Source organism: Geodermatophilus sp. URMC 65 (assembly GCF_053502545.1).
Map to the genome: position 1 here is coordinate 1,690,507 of NZ_CP199954.1, position 20,360 is coordinate 1,710,866.

At 74.9% G+C, this 20,360-nt stretch carries 18 protein-coding genes; 10 read left to right on the top strand and 8 right to left on the bottom strand.

Annotation, left to right across the window (positions count from 1 at the left end; all coding sequences use genetic code 11):
- Window positions 1–88: 88 nt before the first annotated feature.
- A complete protein-coding gene (locus ACWIX7_RS08195) occupies window positions 89–1,063 on the bottom strand; it encodes a 4-hydroxy-3-methylbut-2-enyl diphosphate reductase (RefSeq protein WP_448621049.1) in 975 nt (324 codons plus the stop codon).
- Between the two features lie 253 nt (window positions 1,064–1,316).
- Between ACWIX7_RS08195 and ACWIX7_RS08200 the strand changes: the two genes are divergently transcribed.
- Window positions 1,317–2,867: a hypothetical protein gene (locus tag ACWIX7_RS08200; protein WP_448621050.1), complete on the top strand. Its 1,551-nt coding sequence runs from the start codon at window positions 1,317–1,319 to the stop codon at window positions 2,865–2,867.
- On the opposite strand, the gene ACWIX7_RS08205 is transcribed toward ACWIX7_RS08200, so the two are convergent.
- Both ACWIX7_RS08205 and ACWIX7_RS08210 read right to left on the bottom strand, forming a co-directional pair.
- Window positions 2,825–3,880, bottom strand: coding sequence for a Gfo/Idh/MocA family oxidoreductase (locus ACWIX7_RS08205; protein ID WP_448621051.1), 1,056 nt, complete (start codon window positions 3,878–3,880; stop codon window positions 2,825–2,827). The genes ACWIX7_RS08200 and ACWIX7_RS08205 overlap by 43 nt on opposite strands.
- Window position 3,881: 1 nt before the next feature.
- On the bottom strand, window positions 3,882–4,973 hold the full coding sequence (locus tag ACWIX7_RS08210; RefSeq protein WP_448621052.1) for a DegT/DnrJ/EryC1/StrS family aminotransferase: 1,092 nt from the start codon (window positions 4,971–4,973) through the stop codon (window positions 3,882–3,884).
- Between the two features lie 406 nt (window positions 4,974–5,379).
- Between ACWIX7_RS08210 and ACWIX7_RS08215 the strand changes: the two genes are divergently transcribed.
- The 3 genes from ACWIX7_RS08215 to ACWIX7_RS08225 all read left to right on the top strand — a co-directional run bounded on the left by ACWIX7_RS08215 (window position 5,380) and on the right by ACWIX7_RS08225 (window position 7,276).
- A complete protein-coding gene (locus ACWIX7_RS08215; protein WP_448621053.1) occupies window positions 5,380–5,703 on the top strand; it encodes a hypothetical protein in 324 nt (107 codons plus the stop codon).
- A 68-nt stretch (window positions 5,704–5,771) separates the two neighbouring features.
- Window positions 5,772–6,992 (top strand): exodeoxyribonuclease VII large subunit, encoded by a 1,221-nt coding sequence (gene xseA / locus ACWIX7_RS08220; RefSeq protein WP_448621054.1) that lies wholly within the window; start codon window positions 5,772–5,774, stop codon window positions 6,990–6,992.
- Between the two features lie 65 nt (window positions 6,993–7,057).
- Complete coding sequence (locus tag ACWIX7_RS08225) at window positions 7,058–7,276, top strand: exodeoxyribonuclease VII small subunit (RefSeq protein WP_448621055.1); 219 nt, start codon at window positions 7,058–7,060, stop codon at window positions 7,274–7,276.
- On the opposite strand, the gene ACWIX7_RS08230 is transcribed toward ACWIX7_RS08225, so the two are convergent.
- Window positions 7,264–7,857, bottom strand: a complete 594-nt coding sequence (locus ACWIX7_RS08230) for a DUF4245 domain-containing protein (protein ID WP_448621056.1) — start codon at window positions 7,855–7,857, stop codon at window positions 7,264–7,266. The two genes, ACWIX7_RS08225 and ACWIX7_RS08230, sit on opposite strands and share 13 nt — an antisense overlap.
- Before the next feature lie 125 nt (window positions 7,858–7,982).
- On the opposite strand from ACWIX7_RS08230, the gene glpX reads away from it, so the two are divergent.
- Window positions 7,983–9,035: a class II fructose-bisphosphatase gene (gene glpX, locus ACWIX7_RS08235; RefSeq protein WP_448621057.1), complete on the top strand. Its 1,053-nt coding sequence runs from the start codon at window positions 7,983–7,985 to the stop codon at window positions 9,033–9,035.
- 116 nt (window positions 9,036–9,151) lie between these two features.
- Here the strand turns inward: glpX and ACWIX7_RS08240 are convergent, their stop codons facing one another.
- Window positions 9,152–9,868 (bottom strand): DUF1707 domain-containing protein, encoded by a 717-nt coding sequence (locus ACWIX7_RS08240; RefSeq protein ID WP_448621058.1) that lies wholly within the window; start codon window positions 9,866–9,868, stop codon window positions 9,152–9,154.
- Window positions 9,869–10,351: 483 nt separating this feature from the next.
- On the opposite strand from ACWIX7_RS08240, the gene ACWIX7_RS08245 reads away from it, so the two are divergent.
- The 5 genes from ACWIX7_RS08245 to ACWIX7_RS08265 all read left to right on the top strand — a co-directional run bounded on the left by ACWIX7_RS08245 (window position 10,352) and on the right by ACWIX7_RS08265 (window position 17,678).
- On the top strand, window positions 10,352–11,770 hold the full coding sequence (locus ACWIX7_RS08245; protein WP_448621059.1) for a class II fumarate hydratase: 1,419 nt from the start codon (window positions 10,352–10,354) through the stop codon (window positions 11,768–11,770).
- A gap of 102 nt (window positions 11,771–11,872) precedes the next feature.
- Window positions 11,873–13,774 (top strand): glycosyltransferase, encoded by a 1,902-nt coding sequence (locus tag ACWIX7_RS08250; protein WP_448621060.1) that lies wholly within the window; start codon window positions 11,873–11,875, stop codon window positions 13,772–13,774.
- A gap of 56 nt (window positions 13,775–13,830) precedes the next feature.
- Window positions 13,831–15,147, top strand: coding sequence for a citrate synthase (locus ACWIX7_RS08255; protein WP_448621061.1), 1,317 nt, complete (start codon window positions 13,831–13,833; stop codon window positions 15,145–15,147).
- Window positions 15,148–15,281: 134 nt separating this feature from the next.
- Complete coding sequence (locus ACWIX7_RS08260; protein WP_448621062.1) at window positions 15,282–15,542, top strand: hypothetical protein; 261 nt, start codon at window positions 15,282–15,284, stop codon at window positions 15,540–15,542.
- A 114-nt stretch (window positions 15,543–15,656) separates the two neighbouring features.
- The gene (locus tag ACWIX7_RS08265) at window positions 15,657–17,678 is read left to right on the top strand and encodes an NlpC/P60 family protein (RefSeq protein WP_448621063.1); all 2,022 of its coding nucleotides are present in this window, start codon (window positions 15,657–15,659) and stop codon (window positions 17,676–17,678) included.
- Window positions 17,679–17,950: 272 nt separating this feature from the next.
- Here ACWIX7_RS08265 and ACWIX7_RS08270 read toward each other — a convergent pair whose 3' ends face one another.
- From ACWIX7_RS08270 to ACWIX7_RS08280, 3 genes are all read right to left on the bottom strand, one after another.
- Window positions 17,951–18,709, bottom strand: coding sequence for a hypothetical protein (locus ACWIX7_RS08270; RefSeq protein WP_448621064.1), 759 nt, complete (start codon window positions 18,707–18,709; stop codon window positions 17,951–17,953).
- Entirely contained in the window at window positions 18,706–19,050 is a 345-nt protein-coding gene (locus ACWIX7_RS08275) for a hypothetical protein (protein ID WP_448621065.1), read from the bottom strand. Before ACWIX7_RS08275 ends, ACWIX7_RS08270 begins: the two co-directional genes overlap by 4 nt.
- A 136-nt stretch (window positions 19,051–19,186) precedes the next feature.
- Window positions 19,187–20,287, bottom strand: coding sequence for a flagellar biosynthesis protein FliA (locus tag ACWIX7_RS08280; RefSeq protein ID WP_448621066.1), 1,101 nt, complete (start codon window positions 20,285–20,287; stop codon window positions 19,187–19,189).
- Between the last annotated feature and the right edge of the window lie 73 nt (window positions 20,288–20,360).

A 20,360-nucleotide genomic window follows, 5' to 3' on the forward strand; every position in this document is an offset into this window, starting at 1 on the left:
AGGGCGGGCCCCGGGACGGGGCCGGAGACGCCGGTGGCCCCCTCCCGGGTTCGGGAGGGGGCCACCGTCGTCTGCGGGGTGTCCGGGCTCAGGCCGGGTCGGAGGCGGGCCTCCCTGCGCGCTTCGGGCGCAGCTCGTGCGGCAGCGCGAACACCAGGCGCTCCTCGGCGGCCTTCACCGTCTCGACGTCGGGGTAGCCGCGCTCGGCCAGCCAGTCGAGCACCTCGCTGACCAGCACCTCGGGCACCGAGGCGCCGCTGGTCACACCGACGGTGCCGACGCCCTCGAGCCAGGCCGGGTCGATCTCGGAGGCGAAGTCCACCAGGTGCGCGGCCCGGGCGCCGGCCTCCAGCGCCACCTCGACCAGCCGGACGGAGTTCGACGAGTTGGTCGACCCGACGACGACGACCAGGTCGCACTCGCCGGCCATCTGCTTGACGGCCTGCTGCCGGTTCTGCGTGGCGTAGCAGATGTCGTCGCTGGGCGGCGACTGCAGGCCGGGGAACCGGGTCTTGAGCTGGTCGACCGTCGTCAGCGTCTCGTCGACCGACAACGTGGTCTGCGACAGCCAGACGACCTTCTCCGGGTCGCGCACCTGGACGTTGGCCACGTCCTCGGCGCCGTCCACGAGCTGGATGTGCCCGGGCGCCTCGCCGGAGGTGCCCTCGACCTCTTCGTGCCCGCGGTGGCCGATCAGCAGGATGTCGTAGTCGTCGCGGGCGAACCGCTTGGCCTCCTGGTGCACCTTGGTCACCAGCGGGCAGGTCGCGTCGATCGTCCTCAGCTGCCGGGCCGCGGCCTCCTGGTGCACCGCCGGGGAGACGCCGTGCGCGCTGAAGACGACGACCGAGCCCTCGGGCACCTCGTCGGTCTCGTCGACGAAGACCGCCCCGCGCCGCTCGAGCGTCGCCACCACGTGCTTGTTGTGGACGATCTGCTTGCGGACGTAGACCGGGGCGCCGTGGATCTCCAGGGCGCGCTCGACGGCGACCACCGCCCGGTCCACGCCGGCGCAGTAGCCCCGGGGATCGGCCAGCAGGACGCGTCCGCGCTGATCAGCCATGGCCCCATGGTAGAGAAAGGACCACCTGCCCCCCGGTGTTCGCAGGCTCACACCGAGCCCCTGCAGGGGGCCGCCTGCCCCCGCCACTCGCGAGTTCGCAGCGGGACCCTGCAGGGAGGCCGCCCTCGGGTGTCAGCGAACTCACACCATGACCGTGGGGGGTCGTCGCCCGGGGACGAGACGCGTAACACCATCGGTGTGGTCCGCACCGGAGCGGGGTGTCGGGCGCGGCGATTCGGGGCAGGGTGGGGCCATGTCGCGTGAGATCCCACAGGTCGTCCGTGCGGTGATCGGCCTGGCCGCCACCGTCCTCGACGACACCCGCCAGCTGCCGCGGACGCTGCCGAGCCTGCCGGTCCGCGTGATCGGCCTGGCCATGCAGGCCACGATGAAGCTGCAGCAGCACTACTCCGGCCTGGTCGCCCGCGGGGACGAGGTGTTCACCGGGCTGCGCGGCGAGTCCGAGCCCGGCCTGGCGACCTTCGACGAGGACCTCGCCGAGCAGACCCCCGGGCGCACCTCGGCCTTCGACCGCGCGCCCGGGTTCGACGAGCCGACGTCCTTCGACCGCGCCTCGGCGCCGGTGGACGACGAGGAGATCGCCGAGGAGGTCGCCGCGCTGATCGACGACGAGGTCTCCGGGCTGCCCGCCGAGCCGGCGCCCGAGGAGGTCGTCGAGGCCCTGGCCGACATCACCGACGAGGTGGCCGCCGCCGGCCTCGACGTCGACCGCGCCGAGCCCGGCCTCACGACCGAGGACGCGCTGGAGACAGCGCTGCTGGAGGCCGACGGCGCACCCGACAGCGCGCTGGTCGACGGCGGCTCAGGGGACACCGGGACCGTCGACACCGACGAGATCGCCGAGAGCCCCACGCCCCCGCCGGCGTCCCTGCTGGACGCCGAGGCCACCGAGTTCGACGTCCACCCGTCGGCACCCACCGAGGCCCCGGCGCCGAGCGACCCGGGCGGCTCGCCCGTCGGCGAGCTAGCCGGCGCCCCCGACGTCACCACCGAGGTCGACGTCCTCACCCCGGACGGCGGTGTGGCGACCGTGGAGGGCACGGTCACCGACGAGGGCGTGGCCGCGCCCGAGGCGCCCACCGAGGACGCCGCCGCGCCGGAGACGCCCACCGACGAGACGCCCGCTGCGACCGAGGCACCGGCCGACGACACCCCCGGCGCCCCGGCCCAGGTCGACCGGCAGGACACCGGCGTCGACGAGGCGCTCGGCAGCGAGGCCAGTGACGCCGACACCCGCCCCTCCACCGAGGGCGCCCCCGCCGGTGCCGACCACGAGGCGACCGGCCGCGGCGACGAGGTCGTCACCGCCGCTGGCGCGCAGGTCGACGACGAGCTCGGCGGGGGTGAGGACACCAGCGCCTCTGCCGTGACCGACGAGACCACCACCGACCAGGCCACCACCGGCGAGGCCGGCACCGACCAGGCCACCATCGGGGAGGCCGGCACCGACGAGGTGGTCGCCACCGACGAGGGCGGCGGCGACGTGGCGGCAGCGACCGGCGTCCGCACCGACGTCGACGAGTCGGGGACTCCCGACGAGGCCGAGGACACCACCGGCGCCGTGGCCGCCGGCACCGCCCCGGTCGAGGGCTACGACGGCTTCACCATCGCCCAGCTGCGCGGCCGGCTGCGCAGCTACCAGCTGTCCACCGTGGCGGACCTGGTCCAGTACGAGGAGGCCACCCGGGCCCGCGAGCCCTACCTGCGGATGCTGCGCAACCGGCTGGAGAAGCTGGAGCGTCAGGCCGTCGAGGACAGCCCGCTGGCCCCCCGCGGGGCCTGAGGGAGGACCCCCACGCCCCCGCCGCTCGCGGCGGGGGCGTGGGGGTCGCCAGGCGGGACCGACGCCGACGCGACGACCGCGTCCACCACCCGGTGGGCCGGCATGATCGACTCCCGCTCCGCTGCGGCGTCGCCCCGGCCCTCCAGCAGGTCCACGAACCGGTCGAGCTGCACGGCGAGCGGCTCCCCGAGCGGGACCAGGGCGGGGATCTCGATGACCGTCTGCTGCCGGTAGCCCAGTCCGTCCTCGGTGGCGATCTCGGCGTCGACGTGCCGGTAGATCGTCACGCTCTGGCGCAGCAGGTCGACCTCGATCGCGCGGTCCACCTCGGTGATGCGCAGGCTCCGGATCTTCTGCTGGCCGATCCGGGACGCCGAGACCGACGCCAGCCGCCCTCCGGGGAAGGACATCAGGGCCTCGGCCATGTCCTCGGCGCCAACGGCCGACCCGGGGTGGAAGTACCCGAGCTTGGCGGTGGTGGCCGAGGGCTCGTCCTGCATCAGCCGCAGCGCGATGTCCACGTCGTGCACCAGGAGGTCCCAGGCCACGCCGGTCCTGATCCGCGGGGCGTACGGGGAGTGCCGGACCGCGCTGACGTGAACCGGGTCACGGGCCAGCCGGGCGGCGGTGACGACGGCACTGTTGTAGCGCTCGAGCAAGCCGCACATCAGCGGCACGTCCGCCTTGGCGGCGGCGTCCACGATCTCCTGGCAGCGGGTCAGGTCGTCGGCGAGCGGCTTCTCCACCAGCAGGGGGAGACCGGCGTCGATGGCCTGCAGGGCCAGGCCGTGGTGCGCGGGGGTCGCGGCCGCGATGACCACGGCGTCGACCGCCGGGAGGTCGTCGAGGGAGGGGACCCAGGCGGCGCCGTGGCGGCCGGCGACGGCCCGGCCGACGTGTTCCTGCGACTCCACCACGACGGCGAGGTCGGCACGCGCGCTGTCGTGCAGGACGCGGGCGTGCAGCGACCCCATCGACCCGGTGCCCACGATGGCGATGGACGGACGGGCCACGTCAGCCTCCCAGCGCGCGTCGCAGGGACGCCACGATCGTGTCGAGCTGCTCGTCGGTCAGGTGCTGGTGCACCGGCAGGGACAGGCAGCGGCGGACCACCGACTCGGCCACCGGCACCTCCTCGACGACCACCCGGGGGTGGTCCCGGTAGCAGTCGTGGTCGAACACGGTGCGCGGGTAGTACACGCCGGCGCCGACGCCGGCCTCGGCCAGGTCGGCGACCACGCGGTCGCGGTCCACCGTCTCGTCGAGCAGCACGGTGTACTGGTGCCAGACGTGGGACCGGCCGGGCAGCTCCCGCGGGACCGTCAGGCCGGGGACGTCGCCGAGCCCCTCCGACAGCCGCCGGGCGTTCTCCTTGCGCCGCCCGACGATCTCACCCAGGCGAGCGACCTGCGGCAGCCCGACCGCGGCCTGCAGGTCGGTCATGCGGTAGTTGTGGCCGGGCACCTCGTACTGGTAACGCTGCCGCATGCCCTGGTTGCGCAGGACCCGCAGCCGGTCGGCGAGCCCGTCGTCGTCCGTGGTCACCATCCCACCCTCGCCGGTGGTCAGGTTCTTCGTGGCGTAGAAGGAGAAGCAGCCGAGACCGAACGAGCCGGCCGCCCTGCCGTCGTAGGTGGCCCCGTGCGCCTGCGCGGCGTCCTCCACCAGGTGCAGGCCGCGCTCCCGGGCGAGGGCCGAGAGCGGCCCCATGTCGGCGGTCTGCCCGTAGAGGTGGACGGGCAACAGGGCGCGCGTGCGCGCACCGACCCGCGCGGCGACCAGGTCGGGGTCGATGGCGAAGTCGTCCTCGCGGATGTCGGCGAAGCGCACCGTGGCACCCGCCTCGAGGGCCGCGTTGAGGGTGGCGGCGAAGGTGAACGGTGAGGTCACCACCTCGTCGCCGGGCCGGAGGTCCAGCACCTGCAACGCCGCCACGAGCGCCGTCGTCCCGTTGCTGACGGCCACGGCGTGGCGGACGCCCACGACGGCCGCGAACGACTCCTCGAGGCGCTGCACCATCGGGCCCTGGGCGAGGACGCCGGATCGGATGACTTCGAGTACGAGGGGTTCGGCGTCGCGGACGTCGACCACACTGATGGGGATCACGAGGACCTGTAGCTCCCGTTCGTTGTGCAGGACCCAGGGGATCCGCCGGCCTGGCAGGGCTCGCACGCGCTGTGCACCGGGCGAGGAGATGCCGGATCGGGGTCCCCTCGTCGGCAACCCGCACGACAGCCAGGGCACCCTCGCTCACGGAGTGTCGCAGAGGGCAGGAGGGCCCCCGACGAGGACACGCGGGCAGGTCCGCCGGGCCGCGTGGGCCGCGTGGGCCGCGTGGGCCGCGTGGGCCGCGTCTACGGTTCCCGGACGGCGCCGTCCGGCACGACGGCCGCCTCCCGTCGCCCAGGAGCTGCCGCATGCCCAACCGCATCCACCCCACCGCCGTCCTGGGTCCCGGTGTGGAGCTGGGCAGTGGGAACGTGGTGGGCCTCTACGCGGTCGTGCTGGGCCCGTGCCGGATCGGGGACGACGACTGGATCGGCCCGCACGTCGTCCCGGGAACCCGCCGGAGATCCGCGGGCACGACCACGGGGCCGCCTGGGACGGCGACCTGGTCGGCCGTGGCGCGGAGATCGGGGACCACACGACGCTGCGCGAGTACGCGACCGTCCACTCGGGCTCGGCGCAGGTGACCCGGATCGGGTCGGACTCCCTGCTCATGGACAAGATCTACGTGGGCCACGACGGCGACCTCGGGGACGGCGTCACCCTGGCCGCCGGCGGCCACGCTGGCCCCGCCCTCGCGTGGTGGCGGAGGCACGCGACCGCCCGGTGAGCCGACAGGCGCCCACGACCGCCCGGGGCTCCGCTGGACCGTCGGCCCCGTCCGGCAGGCTGGAGCCCATGACCGCCCCCTCCACGCCGGAAGCCCCCTGGCCGGTCCGCACGGTGGCCCGCAAGGTCGCCGAGTGGATCGGCCGGCTGGGTGAGGTCTGGGTCGAGGGGCAGATCGCCCAGCTGTCCCGGCGTGGCGCGGCGACGGTGTTCCTCACCCTGCGCGACCCGGCCGCCGACCTGTCGGTGCCGGTCACCTGCAGCCGGGACGTCGCCGACCGCCCCGGCCTCGAGCTGACCGAGGGCGCCCGCGTCATCGTGCGGGCGCGGCCGGACTACTACATCGCCCGCGGGTCCTTCTCGCTGCGCGCCACCGAGATCCGCGCCGTCGGCCTCGGCGAGCTGCTGGCCCGCATCGAGCGGATCCGCCGGCTGCTGGCCGCAGAGGGGCTCTTCGACACCGCCCGCAAGCGCCCGCTGCCCTTCGCCCCCGCCGTCGTCGGGGTGGTCACCGGGCGGGACAGCGCCGCCGAGCGCGACGTCCTGGTCACCGCGCGCCGGCGCTGGCCCGCCATCCGGTTCGCCGTCCACCACAGCCTGGTGCAGGGCCCGTCGGCCGCCGCGTCGGTCATCGAGGGGCTGCAGCGGCTCGACCGGGACCCCGAGGTCGAGGTCATCGTCGTCGCCCGCGGCGGCGGCTCGGTCGAGGATCTGCTGCCCTTCTCCGACGAGGGCCTGGTCCGCGCCATCGCCGCCTGCCGGACGCCGGTGGTGACCGCCGTCGGCCACGAGACGGACACGACGCTGGTCGACCACGCCGCTGACGTCCGGGCCGCCACGCCCACCGACGCCGCGCACCGCGTGGTACCCGAGATCGGCGAGCAGCGCCGGCTGGTCGACGGGCTGCGCGCCCGGGCCCGGCACCTGGTCGGCACCCGGCTGGAGCAGCAGGAGCGGTGGCTGGAGAGCGTCCGCAGCCGCCCGGTGCTGGCCGACCCGCAGCGGCTGCTGCACGGCCGGGCCGACGACGTCGAGCAGCTGCGCACCCGCGCCCGCCGGACCCTCGTGCACCGGCTGGAGGGCGCCGAGCGCGACCTCGAGCACGCCCGCGCCCGGGTCGCCGCCCTCTCCCCCGCCGCGACGCTGCAGCGCGGCTACGCCGTCGTCCAGCGGGCCGACGGCTCCCTGGTCCGGGAACCGGGCGAGGTGGCCGACGACGAGCGGCTGTCGGTACGGGTGGCGGGCGGCCGGCTGCCGGTGCGGGTCGCCAGGGAGGATGGGCAGCCGTGAGCGGACAGGAACGTGGGCATCGCAGCGAGGAGCAGAGCGTTCCGCGGGAGCGGACCGAGGACAGCGTGAGCGCGACGCCGGACGAGCAGCCCACGACCACCTACGAGCAGGCCCGGGAGGAGCTCGCCGACGTCGTCCGTCGGCTGGAGGCCGGCGGGCTGACCCTCGAGGAGTCACTCGCCCTGTGGGAGCGCGGCGAGCAGCTGGCCGAGCTGTGCCGGCACTGGCTGGACCGGGCCCGCGAGCGCCTCGCCGCCGCGACCCCCGGCGATCAGCCCGAGTAGGGCCGCACCGCCCCCGCGACGGCCTCCAGCTCCTCGTCGGGAGCCGACCCGGTGACCAGCACGGTGACGTCGCCGTCGGTGCGGGAGAGCACCGTCTCGCCGCGCTCGGTCGTCCCCCGGGTCCAGGCCTGGCCGCCGAGGTCGACGGCGCCGTGCTCCTGCGCGCCGTCCAGGACGTCGTCCACCGCGCTGGCCCGCGCGTCGTCGCTGACCACGAAGCCGGCGTACTCCGACGAGGGCGTCAGGTAGCCGATCTCCAGGGTGACCGGATCCCCGGCGTCCGCGTCTCCGGCGTCGGTGCGGGCGCTGGTCGTGCGGTAGCCGTCGGGCAGGCCGTCCGGGGCGACCACCGGGTAGCCGGCGCGGGCGGCGGCCAGCTGCACGGTGCTGGTCGGGTCGACCTCGCGGACGGTGTCGACCTCGGACTGCTTGAACGTCATCCAGCCCACCAGCGCCAGGCAGATCAGCACCAACGGGCCCAGCGAGCGCAGCATGTTGGCCGCGCTCATGCGGTTGGCCCGCTCGATCGTCGGCGAGGGCGTCTGCGCGGGCGGCTGACTGGTCGGGCCGGCTGAGCTCACCCCCCTAGGATGACAGGACTCATCGCCCCACCCCGCCGCCTGCCCAACGTCCGCGGCCCCCTCCAGGGCACCGCCCCGAGCTCGCGAGGGGTGGGGAGGAGGGGGTCCTTCCACAGGAGGTCCGCGTGTCCCTGCCCCTGCCCGACGGCTCCGCGACCCACAGCGGAGGCAGCTTCCGCTCCGACCGTCCGGCCCCCGACCGCAACCTCGCCCTGGAGCTGGTGCGGGTCACCGAGGCCGGTGCGATGGCCGCCGGCCGGTGGGTGGGCCGCGGGGACAAGAACGGCGGGGACGGCGCCGCGGTCGACGCGATGCGGGCCCTCATCGGCACGGTGAGCATGAAGGGCGTCGTCGTCATCGGGGAGGGCGAGAAGGACCAGGCCCCGATGCTCTTCAACGGCGAGCAGGTCGGCGACGGCAACGGCCCCGAGTGCGACGTCGCGGTCGACCCCGTCGACGGCACCACCCTCATGGCCAAGGGCATGCCCAACGCCATCGCGGTCATGGCGGTCGCCGACCGCGGCGCGATGTACGACCCGTCGGCGGTCTTCTACATGGAGAAGATCGCGGTCGGCCCGGCCGCGGCCGACGTCGTCGACATCACCGCGCCGGTCGCCGAGAACATCCGCCGGGTGGCCAAGGCCAAGCACAGCTCCGTCGGCGACGTCACGGTCTGCATCCTCGACCGCCCCCGCCACGACCAGCTGGTCCACGAGGTGCGGGAGGCCGGCGCGCGGATCAAGTTCATCACCGACGGCGACGTCGCCGGCGCGATCGCCGCCGCACGCGAGGGCACCGGCGTCGACCTGCTCATGGGCATCGGCGGCACGCCGGAGGGCATCATCGCCGCCTGCGCCCTGAAGTGCATGGGTGGTGCGCTGCAGGGCAGGTTGTGGCCCAAGGACGACGAGGAGCGCCAGAAGGCCCTCGACGCCGGCCACGACCTCGACCGGGTGCTGCAGATCGACGACCTGGTGCGCGGCGACGTCTTCTTCGTGGCCACCGGCATCACCGACGGCGAGCTGCTGCGCGGCGTCCAGTACCGGTCCGGCGGGTGCACGACGCAGTCGCTGGTCATGCGCTCGAAGTCCGGCACGATCCGGCTGATCGACAGCTTGCACTCGCTGGAGAAGCTGCGCGCCTACTCCGCGGTGCCCTTCGACCGCTCCGAGGGCTGAGTCTCCGCGGTCCTCCGGGCCGCACCGCAGTGTCACCGCGGTCCTCCGTCGAGCGGAGCCGCTGCGTCGCTCCGTCGCGGGGACCCTCCGGGCCCCTCCTCAGGACCGGCGGGTCCTCATCTGGAGGGCGGTGGCGGCAGGGGCGGGACCGGCGGCGGTGGAGGGATCGGCGGCAGGGGCGGGACCGGTGGGGGCGGCGGTGGTGGCGGCGGCGTGAGGTGGCGGGCGGCGAGGCGGTCGACCATGGCCCGCCAGCGGCTCGCCGACTCCCCCGGCGCCAGGCTGCGCAGCCGCAGGTCGCCGAACACGCTGCGCGCGTGGACCACGATCCGCGGCGTGCCGGCCAGCCGCGGCACCGGGGCCAGCTGCGTCTTGCGGTTGCCGAAGATCGTGCGGCCCTGCAGCTCGGCGTCCACCCCCTCGGCGACGACCACGTCGACGTCGCCGAACACCGTGCCCAGACTGATCTCGATGCGGTCGACGTCGGTGCGCAGGCCGCGCAGGTCCAGCCGGACGTCACCGAAGACGGTGCTCACCCGCCGAGGCGGGTTCGAGCCGGCGAGCTTCACGTCACCGAAGACGTTGTCGAGCTCCTCGGGGACGCGCGTGCCGACGATCTCGACCCGGGGTGGCGCGTCCGGCGGCAGGTCGGCGACGAGTGCAGCGAGGTCGTCGTGCGTGGCCGCCGCATAGGCGGCCTCGACCCGCTCGCCGAACTCGGTCAGGTCGATCCGCCCCTCGGCGACCGCCTGCTGCAGGCGCGTCACGGTGGTCTCGCGGTCGGCGTCCGAGGCGCGGACGACGGGCCGGGCGGGGACGGCGTCGGGCTCCACGCGGCCGACCGTATCTGAGCCGCCGCCCGCCGGCCCCGCCCTGAGGATGTGGAGGGCCGGACCCTGCCGGAGATCCTCTTTCACTCCAGCTCGGTGCAGGAGGCGACGGTGAGCGGTTCGACCCGGCCTCCGCAGGTGCTGCCGTACCGCTCGTACTCGGAGAACGGAACGGACTGCAGGTGGAGCTGGTCGCAAGCATCGTGGTCCCCGGCGAAGCACGCCTGCCCCCGGGGCTGGGCGGCCCGCGTGGGCCAGGCCGGCGTCGGCGCCCCTGCCCCGAGCGGGACGGCGTCGGACGGCTGCGGCTCGGCTGCGGCTGCGGCTGCGACAGGCGCTCCCCTCCGTCCAGGACGGACGTCCCATGCCGGGTCGCCCCTGCCGTCCGGGCCGCTGCCACGTCGGAGCGGTCCGGACCGTGACCTCGCGGGCATCTAGGGTCCTGGGTCGGAGCACTGTCACCGACGAACACCGGGAGCCGCAGCAATGCCCGCTGAGACCCAGGCCGCCGCGCAGGACGGCGCCGACTACCGCATCGAGCACGACTCCATGGGCGAGGTCCGGGTCCCCGCGTGGGCGAAGTGGCGGGCGCAGACGCAGCGCGCCGTCGAGAACTTCCCGATCTCCGGCACGCCCATCGAGCGGGAACTGATCGCCGCGCTGGCCGCCATCAAGGGCGCGGCCGCCGCCGTCAACGCCTCCCTCGGCGTCCTGCCGCAGGAGGCCGCCGACGCCATCGGCACCGCCGCCGCCTCCGTCGCCCGCGGCGAGTGGGACGAGCACTTCCCCATCGACGTCTTCCAGACCGGCTCGGGGACGTCGAGCAACATGAACACCAACGAGGTCGTCGCGACCCTCGCCACCGAGGCGCTCGGCTCGCCGGTGCACCCCAACGACCACGTCAACGCCTCGCAGTCGTCCAACGACGTCTTCCCGTCGGCGATCCACGTCGCGGCGACGAAGGCCATCGTCCGCGACCTCGTCCCCGCACTCGAGCACCTGGCAGGCTCGCTGGAGCGCAAGGCCGAGGAGTTCGCCGAGGTGGTGAAGAGCGGGCGCACCCACCTGATGGACGCCACCCCGGTCACCCTCGGTCAGGAGTTCGGTGGGTACGCCGCGGCGGTGCGCTACGGCATCGAGCGGCTGCAGGCCTCGCTGCCGCGGATCGGGGAGCTGCCGCTGGGCGGCACCGCCGTCGGCACGGGCATCAACACCCCGCCCGGCTTCGCCGCCGCCATCATCGAGCGGCTCGCCGGCGAACTGGACCTGCCGCTGACCGAGGCGCGCAACCACTTCGAGGCGCAGAGCTCGCGGGATGCGCTGGTCGAGGGCTCCGGGCAGCTCAAGACCATCGCCGTCGGCCTGGTGAAGATCGCCAACGACCTGCGGTGGATGGGCTCCGGCCCGCGCACCGGCCTCGGTGAGATCCAGCTGCCGGACCTGCAGCCGGGCAGCTCGATCATGCCGGGCAAGGTGAACCCGGTGATCCCGGAGGCGGTCATCCAGGTGGCCGCCCAGGTGATCGGCAACGACGCCGCCGTCACCTTCGCCGGCACCACCGGCGTCTTCGAGCTCAACGTCACGCTGCCGCTGATGGCGCGCAACGTGCTGGAGTCGATCCGGCTCCTGACCAACGTGAGCCGGATCCTGGCCGACCGCTGCGTCGACGGGATCGTCGCCAACGTCGACCGGTGCCGGGAGTACGCGGAGTCCTCGCCGTCGATTGTGACACCGCTGAACAAGTACATCGGCTACGAGGAGGCGGCGAAGGTCGCCAAGCAGTCGCTGGCCGAGCAGAAGACGATCCGCCAGGTCGTGGTGGAGCGCGGCTACGTCGAGCAGGGCAAGCTCACCGAGCAGCAGCTCGACGAGGCCCTCGACGTCCTCTCGATGACCCATCCGTGACCCGCCGGCCGGTTCGGGCCGGGGTCACGGACCCGTCAGGGACTGCCGATGACCCCGTCGTGGACGGGGATGGTCCCGGCCCGAACCGCTGGAGGTCCTGCCGTGCACCGCCCTCTGCCCCACGCCCCGGGACTCCTCGCCGAGAACCGGCGGCACTACGAGCTCCTGGTCGAGATGGCCGGGCACTACGCCCACCGGGGCGACGCCGAGCGGCTGCTCAGGACAGCGGTGCTGGCGGCCAACTACGCCTTCCTCGCCCCGGTCGGCCTCCTGAGCGACCTCCGTCTCGAGCGCATGGTCGTCTCCGCCGTCCGGGGCTCCGGGGTGGTCACCGTCGACGGCGACCGCCGCACGGGGCGGGTCGTGCACGTCCTCTCCGAGGCCTATGCCATCGGTGGTCACACCCGGCTGGCGTGGCGGTGGATGAGCCGGGACGAGCGCACCAGCGACGTCGTCCTGACCAACCAGCACAGCCCGGTGCCCGACCGCCTGGCCGAGTCCGTCCGCGCCTCGGGCGGTGAGCTCCACGACCTGCGGTCGGCGGCACCCAACCTCCTGGACCGGGCGCGTGCCCTCCGCGCCCACATGGACCGGGCCGACCTGGTCGTCCTGCACGTGCACCCCTACGACGCCGTCGCGCTCGCCGCCGTGAACCTGCCCGGTCGGCGTCCCCCGGTCCTCTTCCAGAACCACGCGGACCTCTCGTTCTGGCTCGGCGTCGCCGGCGCGGACCTGCTGTGCGACTGGCGCGCCCACGCTCGAGCCCTCGACGTCGGACTTCGCGGCGTACCCGGCGAGCGGATCGGCGTGCTGCCCATGCCGGTGGACGCGATGCACTCGCCCTCCGCGGACGCGGTCCGCCGCCAGCTCCGGGTCCCGGCGGACGCCGTCGTGGCCGTGACCGTCGCCGACGACTGGAAGGTGGTCGCGTCCTGGGGGCGCGGGATGCACCAGCTCGTCGACCGGGCGCTGCACTGGGCACCCCAGCTGGTGTTCGTCCTCGTCGGGGTCACGCCGAACCAGGACTGGGAGCGCCTGGAGAAGCGCTACCCCGGACGGGTCCACACGGTCGGGCGGGTCCCCGACCCGGCTCCGTACCTCGCCCTCGCCGACGTCTACCTGGAGTCCTATCCGACCCGGGCGGGGACCACGCCCCTCGAGGCGGCCATGGTCGGCCTCCCCGTCGTCACGCTGGTCGATGTGCCCGAGGACCACCCGGCGCGCGTCTTCCAGACCGGTTCGCCCGGACTCGACGGGCGACCGGTCGCCACGTCCGCCGAGCAGTTCGCGGTGGCCGTGCGGCGTCTCGCCGTCGACGCCGACCTCCGGCGCAGGGAGGGGGTCGACGTCCAGACCGCGGTGCAGGCACTGCACGACGGTGCGGGATGGCGCGCCCAGCTCGAGTCCCTCTACGAGCGGGCCCGCTCGTTGCCGGCCGCTGACGTCGACGCGCTCAGGGAATCCACGACCGACGACCGGTTCGGCGCCGTGCTGCTCAGCGCCTTCGCCCGGGACACGGCCAGCCCCGACCCGCAGGCCGGGGCCGGGCCGCTGGGCGACCTGTTCGACGACCAGATGCGGATCGACCTGCTGGCGGCGTCCTCCCGCGGTGCGGGGTCGCCGTTCCGGGTGCGCGTGGCACCGGGCTGGGAAGACCACGAGGAGTGGACCAGCCGCCTGCTCGACCTGTGCAGCACCCACCCCCGGCTCTCGGTCAGCCTGCCCTTCCTCCGCGGTGACGACTTCGACGGCACCCGGACCCAGACCACCCTCATCGCGCTGCTCGCGGGGATCGGGCGCACCGCGGACGACTGCGGGGACATCAGCGTCGAGGTCTCCCGTCCGCACCAGTCCGGACCGGGGCTGTCCGGTGACGCGCCGTTCACCAACGAGGTGCTCGACCAGCTCGAGTCGCTGATGACCTCGGCGCTGTGGTCCGCGCCGGCCGGCGCAGGACGCGGCCGGCCGACGCACACGTCCCGAGCCGTTCCCGTCCCCGCATGAGGGACGACGGACCCGCATGAGTGCTACCGACCAGTAGCTGAGTAGCGTCCGGAGGGATGAGCGAGACAGCGAGCGCACCTGCGGCCGGCAACCCCGACGTATCCCTGCGCTACCCCGGTGGAGAACTGCCCCTGCGCGTGGTCCCGGCCACGGAGGGCGCGGACGGACTGGACACAGGCAAGCTGTTGGCGACGACCGGGCAGGTCGCGTTGGACATCGGCTTCGTCAACACCGCGGCGTGCACCTCGGCGATCACCTACATCGACGGTGACGCCGGGATCCTGCGCTACCGCGGCTACCCGATCGACCAGCTCGCCGAGAACGCCAGCTTCGTCGAGGTCAGCTACCTGCTGATCTACGGCGAGCTGCCGACGACCGAGCAGCTGGCCGACTTCGACTCCCGGCTGCGGCGGCACACGCTGCTGCACGAGGACCTCAAGCAGTTCTTCAAGGGCTTCCCGCGGGATGCGCACCCGATGCCGGTGCTCTCCTCCGCGGTCAGCGCCCTGTCGACCTTCTACCAGGACTCCCTGGACCCATTCGACCCGCAGCAGGTCGAGATCTCCACGCTGCGGCTGCTGGCCAAACTGCCCACGATCGCGGCCTACGCCTACAAGAAGTCGGTCGGCCAGCCGTTCCTCTACCCGGACAACTCCCTGGGGCTGGTGGAGAACTTCCTGCGGATGACCTTCGGCTTCCCCGCCGAGCCCTACGAGGTCGACCAGGAGCTCGCCGCGGCGCTGGACATGCTGTTCGTGCTGCACGCCGACCACGAGCAGAACTGCTCGACGTCGACCGTACGGCTGGTCGGCTCCTCGCAGGCCAACCTGTTCGCCTCGGTGTCGGCCGGGATCAACGCCCTGTTCGGCCCGCTGCACGGTGGGGCCAACCAGTCGGTGCTGGAGATGCTCGAGTCGATCCAGCGCGAGGGTGGGGACATCCCGGCGTTCGTCGAGCGGGTGAAGAAGAGGGAGCCCGGCGTCAAGCTGATGGGCTTCGGGCACCGCGTCTACAAGAACTACGACCCGCGGGCCGCGATCGTGAAGAAGACCGCGGACCAGGTGCTCTCCAAGCTCGGCGGCAACAACGAGCTGCTGGACCTGGCGCGGCAGCTCGAGGAGATCGCCCTCTCCGACGACTACTTCGTCGAGCGCAAGCTCTACCCGAACGTCGACTTCTACACCGGCCTGATCTACCGGGCGATGGGCTTCCCGACCCGGATGTTCACCGTGCTCTTCGCCCTCGGCCGGCTGCCCGGCTGGATCGCCCAGTGGCGGGAGATGATCAACGACCCGGCCACCAAGATCGGCCGTCCCCGGCAGGTCTACACCGGGGCCACCGAGCGCGCGTTCGTGCCGATCGACCAGCGCTGAACGAGGATCCCCTTCCAGCACCTCACCACCCCGCCGAGGTCCCGTCGTCCGCCCCCGGACGACGGGATCTCGGCGTCTCCGGCAGCATGGGGCCCGCCACGTCCGTCCGCACGACCGTCCCGGGAGGGAGTCCCATGGCCGAGTCCCCACCCGAGGACGACCTGGTGCTGCCCCCCGTGCCGCTGGTGACGGGTGGAGCGGTGCAGGTCGGCGGCACCGGCCGCCGGGTGAGCCGGGTGGAGCTGGTCGTCTCCACCGAGGACGGCGAGGAACTGCGCATCCCGCTCGAGCACCACCACGGCGCCTGGTGGCCGCCGGCCGAGCGCACCGCACCCCCGGCGGGCGTGTACACCGATGGGGTGCCACCTGCGGATCATCCTCACCCGGAGGGGTGAGACCGCCTCCCCCTGCCTCCGGCGACTCCCCCGCCCCGTCGATACGAGGTCTGAGCGCACCGCGGGATCCCGCGGAGCCGGCCACGTAGGACGAGACAGCCCGGGGGACCCGCAGTGCCCGCACCACGCACGTCGGCCCCTCGCACCACCGCCCGTCCCACCGCCGGCCGGAGCGCCGCCCCCCGTACCGGCACCCGTCCCACCGGCAGCCGGACCGCCGCCACCCGCAGCACCACCGCCCGCCCGCCGCTGACCCCGCAGGAGGCGCAGGCGCTGCGCGCCGTGCTCGCCGCCCGCGCCGTCGCGGCTCCGGACGGCGCTGCGCCGGCCCGCCGCACCCCCTCCTCCGGCCGCTCCGCCGCTCGCCGTCCGGCCGCCGGCACCCGGGGCCGATCGAGCCGGGAGCGGCGGCGGAAGCCCTCGGCCCGCCGGGCGCCCGCCCGGCGGCGGCTCCCCGCAGCCGACGGGCGCCGCTGGCGGCTGCGCCTGTCGCTGGCCGCCCTCGGCCTCGTGCTGCCGGTGCTCGCCGGCCTGGTGGCCCCGGGCGCCCAGGTGCCCGGCACCGCCGCCGAGCCGACCGACGCCACGGGCCTGGCCCTCGCCGCGCAGAGCACGATGCTCGACGCCGCGACCCGCTACCGCGGCCTGGAGCAGTCCCTCGCCGCCCGGCAGGCCGAGCTGGCGGCGGCCCGCGCCGCCGAGCAGTCCGCGCAGCAGCAGGTGACCGCCACGCGCGCGACGGTGGGCACGGGCGCCGCCGCGCTCTACCGGTCGCCGGTCGAGGCGCGCACCCCGCTCGTGGCGCTCGACGTGCGGGCGGCCGACACCGCCCCCGACGTCCTCCACCTGACCGCGATCGCCGAGCGCGCCGCGCAGGGCCTCGAGGCCGACGTCGTCCGGGCCGAGCGCGCCGCGGTCGACCTGACGCTGGCCGGCCGTCGCGTCGCGGTGGCCGAGGCCGCCCTGGCGACCGTGCAGGCGCAGGCCGCCGCCGTCCTCGACGAGGTGCGCGCGGAGGTCGGCGGCCTGCGGACCGACGTGGCCGCCCAGCTCGCCGCGCTGGGCACCGGCCGCGCCGCGGCCGCCCAGCAGGAGGTCAACCAGCGGGCGCTGCGCCGCTGGCAGGACCACCTCACCCAGCTGGCGCTGGCCGGCATCGTGCCGCCGCCCGCGGCCGCCCTCACCGACCCGACGGCGCTGCCGGGCGGCCTGTCCCCCGCGCTCGACGGCGCCGGGCAGCCCGTCCCGGGCGTCGCCCGGGGCGTGGCCGGCAACCGCCCGGTCACCGTGCTGCCGGCCGAGACGGTGGCCGCGGTCAGCTCCGCACTGGCCCAGCTGGGCAAGCCCTACGTGCCCGGGGGCACCGGGCCGGACGCCTACGACTGCGGTGGCCTGGCGGCCACCTCCTGGCTGCTCGCCGGGTACGCCGTCCCGACCGCCTCGGGTGACCAGTGGGCGCACGGCGCCGCCGTCCCGCTCGCGCAGCTGCAGGTCGGCGACCTCGTCTTCGCCGACGGCGGCAGCGACGTGGGCATCTACCTCGGCGAGGGCCAGGTCGTGGCCGCGTCGGCCGCCGGCTACCAGGTCGGCGTCCGCCCGGTCGCCGACGGCGTCGCCGCGGTGCGGGTCACCCTGCCCGCCCCGGCGCAGCCGAACGCCGCGCTGCCGGCCGGCACCGCCGGACGCGGTGCGTGCGGTGCCCCGCCCGCGCCGGTCGGCCCGGTGAGCCCCGCCTGGGGTGGCTGGGCGAACGGCCGGATCCCGACCACCGCCCTGTGCCCGATCGCCCGCGGCCACGCGCTGCGCTGCGACGCCGCAGCAGGCTACGCGGCCCTGGCCGACGCCTACCGTGCGACCTTCGGCAGCCCGCTGTGCATCACCGACTCGTACCGGTCGCTGGGCGCGCAGGTCACCGCCTTCCGCGCCAAGCCGGGGCTCGCCGCGGTGCCCGGGACGTCGAACCACGGCTGGGCGCTGGCCGTGGACCTCTGCGGCGGCATCAACGCCGCCGGCACCGCGCAGTCGGCCTGGATGGCGGCCAACGCCCGCCGGTTCGGGTTCGTGCAACCGGACTGGGCGCGGCAGGGCGGCGAGAAGCCGGAGCCGTGGCACTGGGAGTTCGGCCACCTGGCCTGACAGACGGCCCCGTTCTCCCCCTGGCCTGACAGACGGCTCCGTCCTCCCCACTCCCAGAGCAGGACCTCGCCCTCCCCACCCTCGCAGGCTGGAGGTGGTGCATGGAACGGGGCCGCGGCGGGACCCCGCGCCCGGACGGAGCACCGATGAGGTGTTCCCTCCGCGACCTCAGGCGCTGCTTCCAGGAGTGAGCAGCGCCTGAGGTCGCGGGACGAGACCTGGTGGCTTGCCGCGGGTGCGTCCGGCGGCCAGCAGGTGCGGAGCCGGACGGGTCAGATCCAGCGCAGACGTGCGACCTGTCGCCAGGGCAGGCGCTGGCAGGCCTCGCCGGTCTCCCCCGCGAGGCGTGCGGCGACGGGGGCACCGGCACAGGCCAGCGGCGAGTGCGGCGTGACGACGACGTGCGGGTCGTGCAGGTCCAGGCCGGCCTCGGCGATCCGGTCGAGGAGCAGCTGCGGCGCGGCCAGCACGGCGGAGGCGAGCGTCGGCACCTCGGGGTGCGACCACAGGGCCACCGGGCCCTCCACCCGCAGCTGCCCGCCGACGGTGGCGGCGCGCTCCCCGGCGCCGATGCGCACCCGCTCGACGGCGCGCCGGTCCAGGCCGGACGACGGCGTCCACGGCAGCGCGCGGTCCCCCCGGCGGACGACGACCCGCCAGCCGACGGCGGTCTCGGTGCGGTCGGTCCAGTCGAGCACCGCGACGCCGGTCTCGGCGGCCACCGCGTCGGGGACCGGCCGGTCGTGCACCCACGCCGTCAGCGCGGCGGCGAGCTCCTCGGGCGTCGAGCCGACGCGGGCGTCGGTCATGTCCTCGGCCAGGTCGCGCAGCGGCGTGCGCACCCGGCGCTCGTCCTCCTCCAGCACCACGACCGGGCCGTCGACGCGGTCGTCGGTGAGCGCGATGCGCAGCCGGCCGGTGGCCAGCGCGGGCAGCACCTCGTCGGCGGTCCGCCGCAGGTCGGCGACCGCCACCGGGACCGAGCGCAGCCGCTGCAGGAGCCCGGAGCCGGCGAACAGGCCCCCGCTCACGGGCGGTCCTGGCACAGCGCGGTGCGCAGCGCCGGCACGAGCGCGGGAAGGGTCAGCACGCTGGAGAGCTCCCGGGAGGACAGCCGCACGGGCAGGACGTCGGCGCCCCAGCCGGTCACGCGGCGCACGCGGGCCGCGGACGCGGGCCACACGGCGTCGCGCGCCGCGGCCACGTGCAACTCGGTCAGCACGTCGGTGAGGTGGATGGCGGCCACCGGGTGCAGCGCCTCGTCCGCGAGGGCGGCGCGCACGACGGCGGCCAACTGCTCGCGCTGGGCGGCGGTCAGCCAGTGCGGGACCAGGACGTCGGGCGCGGGGCCGCCCGCGGCGAGGGCGCTCACCGCGGACCCGCCGCGGCCCGGGCGAGCCCTGCACCGCGGTGGCGGTGGGCTCCCCTGCGCTCTCTCACACCGGAGATATCGGCAGGCCGGCGCGGCGTTGGACCCGGATCCGCCCGATTTCCGGCGAATGGGCGGATCAGTCCGCGAGCTCGGCCAGGTGCGCCCTGAGCGCCCGCTCGACGCGGTCGGCGTGCACGTTCATGTTGCGCACCGAGGTCCCCAGGTCGGCCGACAGCTGCGTCTTCGTCCGACCGCCCCAGGTGGTCAGGTACCACGTCGCCCAGCCCAGGACGTTGGGCTGGCCGGCCCGCTGGTCCGGTCGCGCGTCGGGATCCGGCGCGCACGCCGCGGTCAGCGCGTGCGACAGCAGGGTCTGCTCGGCCTCGTCCATGATCTCGTCCGGCGCCTCGTGCGCGTCCGGCAGCATGATCTCGGTGCCGTCCGGGCCGACGCCGTCCAGGGACTGCAGGTTGCGCAGCCCGTTGAGGGTCGCCACCGTCTGCGAGTTGCGGCGCAGCGTCGCCACGCTCTGCCCCATGTACGCGGCCAGCTCCTTCTCGCTGGGCCGCCGCTGGTGGTCGGCGAGGAAGGCGGCGACCGCCTTCTGCTGCTTGTTCTCGGTGTCGGCTGCGGTGCGGCCGTGGGCGTTGCGGCCCAGGTCGTGCACCCACTTCGACAGCTGGGTGGCGAGGAAGGCGCCGAAGGGCACGCCCTTGCCCTCGTCGAACTGGCCGACCGCCTTGAGGATCCACTCGCTCACCTGCTGGGTGAGGTCGTCGGGGTCGGGCACGTGCAGCCGCAGGGTGCTGGAGTTGCGCTGCAGCCGCTTGAGGCTGACCGGGAGGTAGTGCCGGCACAGCTCGTCGAGGAAGGCCGGGGGCAGGTCGCGCGGCGCGCGACGGCGGACGTCGGTCTCCGCGCGCAGCCCCACGGTCGCCGTCCCGCGCCCGGCGCACCAGGCCCGGACCCACTCGGCGAGCACGGTGGCGGTGCCGCAGGCGCCGTCGACGCGGTACAGGCCCTCGCCCTGGTCGTAGCTGACCGTCACCCCATCGGGCAGCTCGCGGCGGAACTCCTCGAGGGACAGTTCGCGGTCGGTCCGGAAGTGCACCCGGTCGCGGGCCGTGATGGGCGCGAGGGCCCAGCCCTCGGCCTCGGGGATGCCACCGAAGACCAGCGGCTCGCGCGGGCGGGCGGGGGCGGTGTCGACGGCGGCGGTGGCAGGGAGGTGGTTCACCGGGACTCCTCGGCGCTGTGGGGAAGACGGCGCTGTGCGGACGACATGGCCGCGACGGATGGGAGCGGCCCCG